Source organism: Synechococcus sp. H60.1 (assembly GCF_047462335.1).
GTDB lineage: Bacteria > Cyanobacteriota > Cyanobacteriia > Thermostichales > Thermostichaceae > Thermostichus.
Genome location: NZ_JANSJA010000011.1, coordinates 11,091 through 22,049 on the forward strand (window position 1 = coordinate 11,091; position 10,959 = coordinate 22,049).

A 10,959-nucleotide genomic window follows, 5' to 3' on the forward strand; every position below is an offset into this window, starting at 1 on the left:
AGGAGGGAAGGCTCAACTATCCAAACTCCTGTTCGATGATCCGCCAGCGGGCGGTCATCACCCCTGGTTCGAGGCTGAGGCGGCTGACAACCTGTTCTAGAGCCTGGTCATCGCGGGTTTGGGTGACCAGCTCTGCTTCGACTTTAACGAGGTCGGGCTTGTTCTCCAGATCTTCGCTGTAGAGAGCTCGCAATTTGAGATGGGAAGGGGCTATGCCCTGCAGCAGCAGAGCGCGCAGGTGGGCTTCCGCATGGCTTTTGCAAATAAATGAACACTCATAGACCAGTTCCAGTTCTGTGCCTTTGAGGGGCTGCTGGTTGATGCGGTAGCCCAGGGGGCGCAGCAGAATATTGGAAATCAGCACAGCTCCTGCCCCAATAGCGGCTTGGGGAATATACCCCGCCCCGGCAAAGGCTCCCACGGCAGCCGCACACCAGATGGTGGCAGCGGTGTTCAAGCCGCGCACGCTGGCCCCTTCTTTGAGGATCACGCCCCCGGCCAAAAAGCCGATCCCCGATACCACCTGGGCAGCAATGCGGGTCGGGCTGCTTTCATCAGGAGTGAGAACTGAGAGCATGACAAACAAGGCTGAACCGGTGGCCACCAAGGTGTTGGTGCGCAGGCCGGCCATGCGCTGCCGCCACTGTCGCTCCAACCCGATGAGGGATCCCAAAATAAAAGCAACCGTTAGGCGGAAGGTGAAGTCGATCCAGGTCATAGGTCAGGCTCCAGTTCTCGTGGAGGAGTGAGGGCTAGCCGGCCACATCTGGGATCCCAAGGGCTTTGGCCGCCTGTTCCAGAGCCTGCCAGAGGGTTTCCAGTTGAGCAAAGGCCACTTCTGGGGCCAGCTTACCACCTGTTTCTAAAGCGCAGGTTATGCTGACTCGATGGGCGTAGCGCTGCAGCAGCAACCGGAACTGAGCTGTGGTGGAAGGAGCTTTCAAGGTCATGGCACACCTCCTGAACGAATAATCGGATTCAATCTCAACCCAGCTCCCCCAGGCCGGGGGTAGCCTGGGAGCCGAAGTTGGACTGCAAGGGGAAAAGAGCGGCCTCAGAGCTCGACTTCAACGCCGACCAGCCAAGCTACCAGGGTGAAATACACCCAGAGACCGGTGAAGTCTTTGATGGTGGTGATGAAAGGGTCTGCCCCGGGAGCGTGGTCAAAGCCCAGCTTTAAGAGGATCCAGGGCAGAATCGCCCCCAGAAAAGCTCCTAAAGTCAACACAATGGCCATAGATAGGCCCACTGCGAGACCCAACTGTGGGATCCCATTGGGTGCTCCCTGCCAGAAGTAAGCAATCACCCCAGCCGCAACCCCTAGAATGACACCAATAATGCCGCCAATACTGGCTTCTCGCAGCAAGTAGCCAAGAAACTGCTTCACGTTGATATGGCCCCAGGCGAGACCACGGGCAAAGATGGTGGTGGATTGGGTGCCAACATTGCCGCCCATATCCATGATCACCGGGATGAAAACAGCCGCCGCTGTAACTGCCTGCAACACTTCCTCAAAGGTTTCAATCACTCCCCCCACCAACATGCCACCGATCAGGGTGATGATCAAAAAAGTGAGGCGCAAACGCACAGAATACCAGCGGGATCCCTTGACCAGCCGCTCGCTCCACACCTTATCGCGGCTGAGCAAGCTAGCCACCCCGGCCTGGGCCAAAGCCGCATCCGTAGCCTCCTCTTCCACCAAGTTGATCACATCCTCAAAGGTGATATCCCCCACCAAGCGCCCTTCGCTGTCTACCACCGGAATGGCCGGCAAGCCGGAATCCTTAAGCAGGCGGGCTGCTTGCAAATCTCGATCGGTAACCCGAGCAACAATATCCGATCCTTCGATCAGCTCCCGAATGGGTAGGTCGGGATCCACTTTCACCAGCCGCACGGTGCGCACCAGACCTTTGTAGAACCGCTGGTCATCGACCGCAAAGATGACATCCAGCTCGTCGTCCCCCAGTTGGGAGTCGCGCACGCTGGCCAAAGCCGCCCCAACGGTGAGGGTATCGCGCACCGCCAAGTAGCGCAGGTTCATCAGCCGACCGGCACTGCGCTCCGGGTAGTTCAGCAGGATATTCACGGCTTCACGGGCTTCTGGGCTGAGGTTGGCGATCAGCCGCTTGGTAACTTTGGCCGGCAGCTCCTCAAATAGACGCACCCGCTCGTCTGGGGGTAGGGCTTCCACCAGCCGGATCACCTCTGGGTCTTCCATGCTGCGGATGAGATCGGCCTGTTCTTCGGGCCGCAGATACTCAAATACCGCCATAGCTTTGTCTTTTTCCAACAGGCGAAAAGCCAAAACCCGCTGCCGTGGAGAAATCTCCATTAACTGCTGCACCAGCTCGGCAATAGGGGCACGATTGGCCGCTCGCTTGGCGGCTTCCAAAGAGGCGGGAGAGAGAAGATCGCGAAGCATGTTTTGCCGCATAACAAACCTCCGAAGGTTGAAGTTAGCCGGATAAAAGACCCGGAGGGCAACGGCCAACTCGTGCTCCAAAGCTCATGGGAGCCCTGAAGCTGAACGCCTCACAAAACCTTAGATCCGACTCGAAGCCCAAAAGCCCAAGTCGATAAAAGGGATCCCCTGGCCCACGAACACCTACAAAAGCCAAAGCCAGGGGAAGTCCCCTTTGAAGCACTCCTGATTTTCCCTTTTCCGATGCTCAGGTCGAGCTCTGCTCAGCCCATCTGTTCGTCGCCGACCGAGAGAGCCACCCAAGCCAGAAGCTATTTGAGAAAGCTCTCCTGCCCCTTCGCGTTGGCGAAACGGGATCCTCTCAAGCGACGACTGAAGCTGTCAGCGGGAAAAAGGAAGACACCAGTAGGATGTAGGTCTCCAAGGATTTGATCCCCGAAGAGCGATCCTTGCCGGCCAGTGCTACAACTGCCAGAAGCGTCCATGGTGTTGAACGTTTTCCTCCAAGAAAGTTGAACCGGAATAACCCGGACAGCCTGAAGAGGATCTCTTCAGCCCTTTTTAGGCTAGTTGCCAAAGCGGGATCCGGTCAACCTTTTTTCCGTTCCTTGCCTATCTCGGTGGCAGCAGCCGCTTCTCAAGGGCTAACGCCCAGACCGGAGTCACTGAGCTTTTTGCCATGGGCAAGGTCGGATTCGAACCGACACGGTTTCCCGCCGCATTTTGAGTGCGGTGCGTCTACCAGTTCCGCCACTCGCCCGGACTGGAACCATTATCCTACTGAACCGGTGGAACCTCGTCAACCATCCCTACGCACCGCGGGCTTGCTGCAGTTGTTGAGCTTTTTGCCGCAGCTTGCGGGTTTGCTCCATCACTTCCTCCAGATCTTCGTGGGAGAGGCGCTCCACGTAGCTGATCTTAATCTCTTCCAGCAAGTCTTGTAACAGGGAGCGGATCTCATCCAGCGCATGTTGCTGGGTGAGTTCGTTGGCCAAGACTTCGCCAAAGCGCCGCAACAGTTGGGCCGCCAACTGGGAGCCGACGGGATCCTCGAAGCTGTGGGTCAAGGTTTTATAGGTGGTGGTGGTCAGCTCGCTGGCCAGGCGCTCCGTCAGTTGGCCGGGCAGGGATCCGAGGCCGGGTAGCCGTTCCAGGGTTTGCAGGGCGGGGAGTTGTTTGAGCAGGCCATCCAGGTTGTAGCGGAGCAATTGCTCCACCTCCGGCTGAACCTGGGGCAGGACGCGGTAGAGGACGGTGCGAAAAACCAGGTTGGCAATGGCTTCCAGCTCGTTGATCTCGTTGAGGTCGATGTAGCTGCGGGAGGGATCGGCTGCTGGCAACAGGGGCAAGGATCCCCGCTGGATGGATGCCTGGATTTGGTTGATCACCCGCACGACGATGACCTCGGTCAGGTCTTCGGCGAAGTTGGTAACAAAGCCTTGGCTCACCTGGGCGCGGATCCGCTCCAGATCCAGCAACTGCGCCTGTCCCAGCCGGATGGTAACGGGGATTACCCGCAGCCAGCGCCAAAAGGGCAACAGCAGCAGCACATCGTACCAGCGCCAGAGCATGGCATCCAGCCAATTGACGCCGGTGTAGCGACGGCTGATGGCCACCGTGCGCAGCACAAATTCCAGCCCAAACAGCAAGGCAAAGGGAAGGTCCAGCAGGGGGAAAAAGTCCACCGGGTTGCCGCTCTCGCCGATGGGGCGGGAGTAATTGGTCTCGAAGAGGGGGCGCAGGCGGGCCTGGAAAAATTCGATCCCGTCTTTGGGATCGACGCTGGCCAAGTATTCGGCAGTCCAGAAGCGGGCGAAGGCAGCCTTGGCCGAGTCGGCTTCGGGGATGTGCTCCCGCATCAAGTTGAGGATGCGCACAAACTGGCCGGTTTTGTTGGCGGCCTGAAAGGGGTTGGTCTCGATCATCTCGTCGCTCAGTTGCCGCAGGCGGGCTAGGATCGGTGCCGCTGCTTCCGACTCCACCCCAAAGCGCAGGGTGACCTGGCGCAGCTCATCCACCAGGGCCAAGTAGCGCTGGGTTTCCGGGTTGGGCTCAATGCCTTTAACCGGGTCGTACAGGTCGGTTACCGGGGAGCGGCTGGTCTGTTGGGAGAGGATGGGCAAGGGAATGGGAGGGCCAAAGGCACCGAAGATCTGCACCCGCCCCTGGAGCCAGAAGTCTCGCCAGGGCACGTAGCTGAGGTCGAAGAGCACCAAGCACAGGTTGCCCAAAGCCAGCACGGCCATTCCTTTTTCGTAGAGGAGGAGCCAGCGGCTTCGCCCCTTGCGGACGGAACGTCTGATAATGCGTCGAGCGGCGTTCATGATCTCGTGCAACGGGTTGGGCTAAGCCAGCCCTAGCCTACCACCCCTGGTTTGAGCTTCTCTTGGCCGGGGCAAGCTGTTGCACAACTTGGCCAAACTGCTGCCAGATGGCCTCTGCCTGGGGTCCCACCTGGCGTAGGATCCAGCCCTGACAGACGGGATCCGGCGACCGCAGCAGCCAGTGGTGCGTATCCGTCGGCCACTCCGGCTCTGGCCAATCCCCCAGTAAGTACAGGGATCCCCAGCAGAGATGGGATCCCAGCACCGACGCGGCGGAGATATGCTGGTGGGGAAAGCGCAGGTCTAGGTGCTCCTGCAGCCAGAGTTTGCTCCCGTCTGTGGAGGCGGGGATCCCGGCAGCGACCCAAACCCGCAAGCTGCTGGAAAGGCGCCGAAACTGCCAGCATTCCCCCATGGCCAGCCGCCCGGCTGTCCAGATCTCGGCATAGGCCAAGCGGGCACTGGGATCCAGCTCGATCTGCACCTGTTGGCGGAAGTCTGCTCCTGCGCCCAGAATGGTCGGGTGAGGGATCCAGATCAGTTGGCTGGTGGGAGCCAGCTTGACCTTGGCCTGTTGCCGGCTCAGGCCGGGGTGGAGGCGGGTTGCCCCTTGGGTGCGAATTTCCAGCGCTGCGCCTGCCCCCAGCTCGATGGCGATGTGGTGGCGATCCCCGCCCAGCAGTCCACCATTGGGGTTGCGTAGGTAATAGAGTGTCGGCTCACCCGGGGATCCCAGCCATTGCAGGGGGGCCTGAGAATACTCCCAAATGTGGGTCTGTTGGCCTTGGCGGCTGATCTTCAAGAGGGCCTTGCCGAAGTTCACAGGTGGCTCACAGAGGGAGAATCGGCCTGGATGGAGCGAAAGAGCACCTCCCGCTCCAGCCAGCTCAGGATCTGCTCCAGCCCCTCGCCCGTGCGCAGGTTGGTGAAGACAAAAGGCCTGTCCCCCCGCATGCGGCGGGCATCCCGTTCCATCACCCCCAAGTCTGCCCCTACGTAGGGCGCCAGGTCGATCTTGTTGATCACTAGCAGGTCAGAGCGGGTGATCCCCGGCCCCCCCTTGCGCGGGATCTTGTCCCCTTCGGCCACGTCAATAACATAGATGCAGGCATCCACCAGCTCTGGGCTGAAGGTGGCTGCCAAGTTATCCCCCCCCGATTCCACCAGGATGAGATCCAGGGGACAGAAGCGGCGCTCCAGCTCCTGAATGGCATCGAGGTTGAGGGAGGCGTCTTCCCGAATGGCCGTGTGGGGACAGCCGCCGGTCTCCACGCCGATGATCCGCTCCGCTTCCAGCGCCTTGGCCCGCACCAAAAACTCGGCATCTTCGCGGGTATAAATATCGTTGGTCACCACGGCCAAAGACAGGTGATCCCGCAGCGCCAGACAGAGCTTTTCCACCAGGGCGGTTTTTCCGGATCCCACCGGGCCCCCAATGCCAACCCGTACCGGCTGAGCAGTCTGTACCATTGTGCCCGACCTCTGATACTTGAGGCTCTTTTTGGGCATTTTAGAACCAGGTGCTCGCAAGGGATCCGGGTATGGTTCGACTTTTGGTGGCAACTGCCGTGGTGCTGGTGGGCTTTTTGGTTGTGAACCGCCTCTATCGCAACCCGCTCGGTTCAGAGCCGAGGCCGGAACAGGCCAGCCCTGAGGCCGCCCAGCAAGGAATCCCCCAGGGAGGGCCGCTGCAGATCTACCAGTCGCGGGAACAGCTCCAGCAAACCCTCAATCAAGGGGCTACGGCCACGCAGCAGCAGGTGGAGGCCCTCGAGCAGTCCTTGGGGAATTGAGTTGGGGCTTGCAAACAGGGCTGCCGTCCGGCTTGACGGTGGGGCCGGGAAAGCCCGCACCCAAAGTTGTCAGAAGGCTTGAAGCTCACTCCTCAGTGGGAGCAGGGATCCCTGAGGAAACAGCCAGGGCAGCGGAGTGGAAGGCTTGGGCGGATCCCCCAAACGCGCTAAAGTCGAGAATGCTGCAATTTTATAGATCATCCATGCGGATCCCTCCTGTTCCCCCAGAAAAAGCCGATAAGCAACTGCAGAAGGTTTACGAAAGCCTGGAGAAAACCTACGGCACCGCCCTCAACCCGCTACAGGTGATGGCCCATAAGCCACAACTGATGCGGGCGGTGATGAACCTTTACGGGGCGCTGCACACCGACAACCCCAACCTGCCCGAAGAGCTGAAGGAGCTGGTCAGCATCCGCATTGCCCAGATCAACGGCTGCCGCCACTACTGCCTGCCCTACCACACCCTGCAGGCGCAAAAACACGGAGCTAGCCCGGCCAAAATTGCGGCGGTGGCCCAGGCCCGCACCAGCACCCTCTACACCGAGGCGGAGAAACTGGCCATCGAGTACGCCGAGCGCATGACCGTGCCCAGCATGGTGGTTACCGACAGCTTCTTTTCCCGACTCAAAGCCATCTGGTCGGATGAAGATCTGGTGGAGCTCTCGGCCTGGATCGGCTTTATGAACTTCTGGACCAAGGTCATCGCCGCTTTGGATGTGCCTCTGGATCCTGTTTTTGCGGAGCAACTCCAGGCCTCCTAGGCCCAGTCGTCTCGCGTGCTGAAGCTACGGTCGTACACCTGGCCGCGGGCGTGGATCTGGCGGGTGCGGGCAAACAGCTCCTCTTCGCTCAGGCCCCACTGCTCCAAGATCTGATCCAAATCCTGCTGCAGATCCCAGGCGCCAGGGAAACCTTGATAGCGGATGCGCAGACGGGCGACTTCGGCCAGCACCCAATCGGAGGGAGGGTTCTCCCGAGCCTGCGCCATCAGCTCATCAAGCACAGCCCTGTCGGTGGCATATAGCGGATGCTGTTGCTCCCGCCGAGATAAGCCATTCGGGGGTGAACCAGATGCCGCCATCCCTCTCCTTACCTTTCTTTAAAACACTCTAGCCGAACCCATTAGGGGATCCTCAATGACGAAAATTGGGATCCCTGATGGCCCGAGAGGCCGAGGAACCGCGGGAAAGCCGTTATACTGCAAATGTTGCAGACCATAAACATTCTTCAGTTGCGGAGGCGGCGGCTATGGCCATGCCCATGATCGAGACCCGTACCGACCGGATGCTGCTCAACTTTGGGCCGCACCATCCCTCTATGCACGGGGTCTTGCGCCTGCTGGTCACCCTCGATGGCGAAAACATCGTTGATTGCGAGCCCGTGATCGGCTACTTGCACCGCGGCATGGAAAAAATTGCCGAAAACCGCACCGTGGTGCAATACCTGCCCTACGTCTCTCGCTGGGACTACGGCGCTGGCATGTTCAACGAGGCCATCACCGTCAACGCCGTCGAGAAACTGGCTGGGATCCCGGTGCCCCGGCGGGCCAGCTACTTGCGCGTGATCATGTTAGAGCTGACCCGCATCACCAATCACCTGCTCTGGTTCGGCCCCTTCTTGGCGGACTTGGGTGCCCAAACCCCCTTCCTCTATGCTATGCGGGAGCGGGAGTGGATCTTGGATTTGTTTGAAGCCGTCACCGGCATGCGCCTCATCAACAACAACTACTTCCGCGTCGGGGGCGTAGCGGTGGATTTGCCCTACGGCTGGACGGAAAAATGCCTCGATTTTTGCGAGTACTTCCTGCCCAAAGTAGATGAGTACGAGCGGCTGGTTACTGACAACCCCATTTTCCGCCGGCGGCTGGAAGGGGTGGGGGTTATCTCCAAGCAGGATGCCATCAACTGGGGGCTATCTGGCCCCATGCTGCGCGCCTGCGGCGTCAACTGGGATCTGCGCAAGGTGGATCACTACGAGTGCTACGACGACTTCGACTGGGAGGTGGCCGTTTACCCAGAGGGGGATTGCCTGGCCCGCTATCGGGTGCGCATGAAGGAGATGCGCGAGTCCTGCAAAATTGTCCAGCAGGCGGTGAAGGCTCTGCCCGGTGGCCCCTTTGAAAATCTGGAAGCCAAACGCATGCTGGAGGGGCCAAAGTCGGAGTGGAACAAAGGCGATTACCAGTTCATCAGCAAAAAACCCTCGGCCAACTTCAAGATCCCCAAAGGAGAGGCCTACGTGCGGGTGGAGAGCGCCAAAGGCGAGCTGGGCATTTACATCGTCGGCGACGACAATGTCTGTCCCTGGCGCTGGAAAATTCGTCCGCCTGGCTTTGTCAACCTGCAGGTGCTGCCTCAGCTCATTCGCGGCATGAAGGTAGCCGATATGATCGCCATTCTGGGCAGCATCGACATCATCATGGGGGAGGTGGATCGCTAAAATACCGCTAGGAAAGCGAGGATAAAGGCGATGGCCTGGGCGATCTTGGTTCTGCCGCTTTTGATTGTTGCAACTATTGCCGCAATTATCGGCCCCAAGCAATGGGCCAAGTACCAAGAAGAAAGGCGTCGCCGCGCCGAGCAGCTATCTGATGCTCGCCTCCAGGCCATCATTCAGCAGGAGCTACGCCGCCGCCACCGTCCCTCTCAGTCGGATCCCAACGGCAAGGCTTAGTTAACGACACGGGATCCCAGGTTTTTTTGACCCACCGTCTTTAGGGAGCTACTCAACCCCATGACAACTGCCGGTATCGACCTACAGCTCGGCTTTGAGACTGCCCTGCAAAACTTGGGCTTGAGCCCAGGCGTCGCTCATGCCCTCTGGATGCCCCTGCCCATGTTGCTGCTGGTCATCGCCGCCACCCTAGGGGTGATGGTGATGACTTGGCTGGAGCGCAAGATCTCGGCAGCAGCCCAACAGCGGATTGGCCCCAACATGGCTGGCCCCCAGGGGGTACTGATCCCGATTGCCGATGGCATCAAGCTCTTGACGAAGGAGGATGTGCTGCCCAGCCTGGCCGACCCGGTTTTGTTCACGCTGGGGCCGATCTTGGTTTTCCTGCCGGTCTTTTTGTGCTACCTGGTGGTTCCCTTCGGCCAAAACCTGTTGATCTCCAACATCGCCATCGGCGTCTTTTTCCTGATCGCCACCTCCAGCGTGCAGCCCATTGGCTTGTTGATGTCCGGCTACGGCTCCAACAACAAGTATTCCCTGCTGGGGGGGCTGCGGGCGGCAGCTCAGTCGATCAGCTACGAGCTGCCCCTAGCTCTGTCGGTGCTGGCGGTAGTGCTGATGAGCAACGGCCTAGACACCGTGGGGATTGTGGAGCAGCAGAGCGGGCTGGGGATCCTCAGTTGGAACGTCTGGCGGCAGCCGATTGGTTTTGTCATTTTCTTGATCTCGGCCCTGGCAGAAACGGAGCGGATCCCGTTCGACTTGCCGGAAGCCGAGGAGGAGCTGGTGGCTGGCTACCAAACGGAGTACTCCGGCATGAAGTTTGCCCTGTTTTACTTGGGCTCCTACGCCAACCTGCTGCTGGCTTCCCTAATTGCGGCGGTGTTGTACTTGGGCGGCTGGTCGTTTGTGGTGCCGGTGGAGACGATCGCCGCCTGGGCTGGGATCCCGTTGGACAACCCCTTTTTGCAGATCGGCGCGGCGGTCTTAGGGATTCTCATGACGATGGTCAAGGCTTTTATCTTCGTGTTCTTGGCCATCCTCTTGCGCTGGACCTTGCCGCGGGTGCGCATTGACCAACTGTTGGACTTGGGGTGGAAATTTCTGCTGCCCGTCTCGTTTGTCAATTTGCTGTTGACGGCAGCTTTGAAACTCGCCTTCCCAAGTTTTTTCGGGGGTTGAATGAGAGTACAAGAGAGAGGAAAGCGACCATGACTTTTCTAAAGCGAGTTGGCGAATACGTAAGCGATGCTTTCAAAGCGGCCAAGTACATCGGCCAGGGGATGGGGGTGGTTTTCGACCACATGAACCGCCGGCCCGTAACTGTTCAGTACCCCTTTGAGAAATTGATCCCCTCCGAGCGCTTTCGGGGACGCATTCATTTCGAGTTCGATAAGTGCATTGCCTGCGAGATCTGTGTTCGGGTTTGCCCCATCGACCTGCCGGTGGTGGACTGGGTCTATAACACTGAGCTGAAGAAAAAAGAGCTCTATAGCTACAGCATTGATTTTGGGGTATGCATTTTCTGTGCCAATTGCGTCGAGTTTTGCCCCACCAATTGCCTCTCGGTTACCGAAGATTATGAGCTAGCCACCTACGACCGCCACGAACTGAACTACCATCAGGTGGCGCTGGGCCGTCTGCCTTCCAAGGTCACGGAAGACCCGATGGTAACGCCGCTACGGGAGTTTGCCTACCTGCCCAAGGGGGTGATCGATCCCCATGAGCTGCCTGCCGGATCCCAGCG

13 protein-coding genes and 1 tRNA gene are annotated in these 10,959 nt (G+C 59.2%); 6 read left to right on the forward strand and 8 right to left on the reverse strand.

The window, feature by feature from the left end:
* Window positions 1-16: 16 nt before the first annotated feature.
* From NW852_RS00475 to ureG, 7 genes are all read right to left on the reverse strand, one after another.
* Entirely contained in the window at window positions 17-718 is a 702-nt protein-coding gene (locus NW852_RS00475) for an MgtC/SapB family protein (RefSeq protein ID WP_414365367.1), read from the reverse strand.
* Window positions 719-752: 34 nt separating this feature from the next.
* Window positions 753-950 (reverse strand): hypothetical protein, encoded by a 198-nt coding sequence (locus tag NW852_RS00480; RefSeq protein WP_414335072.1) that lies wholly within the window; start codon window positions 948-950, stop codon window positions 753-755.
* A gap of 104 nt (window positions 951-1,054) precedes the next feature.
* Entirely contained in the window at window positions 1,055-2,422 is a 1,368-nt protein-coding gene (gene mgtE / locus NW852_RS00485; RefSeq protein ID WP_414336797.1) for a magnesium transporter, read from the reverse strand.
* Between the two features lie 680 nt (window positions 2,423-3,102).
* Window positions 3,103-3,182, reverse strand: a tRNA-Leu gene (locus NW852_RS00490).
* A gap of 49 nt (window positions 3,183-3,231) precedes the next feature.
* Complete coding sequence (locus NW852_RS00495; RefSeq protein ID WP_414372437.1) at window positions 3,232-4,746, reverse strand: hypothetical protein; 1,515 nt, start codon at window positions 4,744-4,746, stop codon at window positions 3,232-3,234.
* A 37-nt stretch (window positions 4,747-4,783) separates the two neighbouring features.
* Window positions 4,784-5,569, reverse strand: a complete 786-nt coding sequence (locus tag NW852_RS00500; RefSeq protein WP_414426382.1) for an urease accessory protein UreD — start codon at window positions 5,567-5,569, stop codon at window positions 4,784-4,786.
* Window positions 5,566-6,216: an urease accessory protein UreG gene (gene ureG, locus NW852_RS00505; protein ID WP_414348801.1), complete on the reverse strand. Its 651-nt coding sequence runs from the start codon at window positions 6,214-6,216 to the stop codon at window positions 5,566-5,568. Before ureG ends, NW852_RS00500 begins: the two co-directional genes overlap by 4 nt.
* Before the next feature lie 71 nt (window positions 6,217-6,287).
* Here ureG and NW852_RS00510 point away from each other — a divergent pair, with 71 nt between their 5' ends.
* Together NW852_RS00510 and NW852_RS00515 are read left to right on the forward strand one after the other, a co-directional pair.
* A complete protein-coding gene (locus NW852_RS00510) occupies window positions 6,288-6,539 on the forward strand; it encodes a hypothetical protein (RefSeq protein WP_414365362.1) in 252 nt (83 codons plus the stop codon).
* 203 nt (window positions 6,540-6,742) lie between these two features.
* Window positions 6,743-7,300, forward strand: coding sequence for a carboxymuconolactone decarboxylase family protein (locus NW852_RS00515; RefSeq protein WP_414372442.1), 558 nt, complete (start codon window positions 6,743-6,745; stop codon window positions 7,298-7,300).
* Here NW852_RS00515 and NW852_RS00520 read toward each other — a convergent pair.
* A complete protein-coding gene (locus NW852_RS00520) occupies window positions 7,297-7,620 on the reverse strand; it encodes a DUF3288 family protein (RefSeq protein WP_414335221.1) in 324 nt (107 codons plus the stop codon). The genes NW852_RS00515 and NW852_RS00520 overlap by 4 nt on opposite strands.
* Window positions 7,621-7,793: 173 nt before the next feature.
* Between NW852_RS00520 and NW852_RS00525 the strand changes: the two genes are divergently transcribed.
* From NW852_RS00525 to ndhI, 4 genes are all read left to right on the forward strand, one after another.
* A complete protein-coding gene (locus NW852_RS00525; RefSeq protein ID WP_414365381.1) occupies window positions 7,794-8,978 on the forward strand; it encodes an NAD(P)H-quinone oxidoreductase subunit H in 1,185 nt (394 codons plus the stop codon).
* 30 nt (window positions 8,979-9,008) lie between these two features.
* The gene (locus tag NW852_RS00530) at window positions 9,009-9,212 is read left to right on the forward strand and encodes a hypothetical protein (protein WP_414365360.1); all 204 of its coding nucleotides are present in this window, start codon (window positions 9,009-9,011) and stop codon (window positions 9,210-9,212) included.
* A 60-nt stretch (window positions 9,213-9,272) separates the two neighbouring features.
* Window positions 9,273-10,394: an NADH-quinone oxidoreductase subunit NuoH gene (nuoH, locus tag NW852_RS00535; protein WP_414365358.1), complete on the forward strand. Its 1,122-nt coding sequence runs from the start codon at window positions 9,273-9,275 to the stop codon at window positions 10,392-10,394.
* A gap of 29 nt (window positions 10,395-10,423) precedes the next feature.
* Window positions 10,424-10,959, forward strand: a 536-nt coding sequence (gene ndhI / locus NW852_RS00540; RefSeq protein ID WP_414426383.1) for an NAD(P)H-quinone oxidoreductase subunit I, incomplete at its 3' end; no start/stop codon positions are given.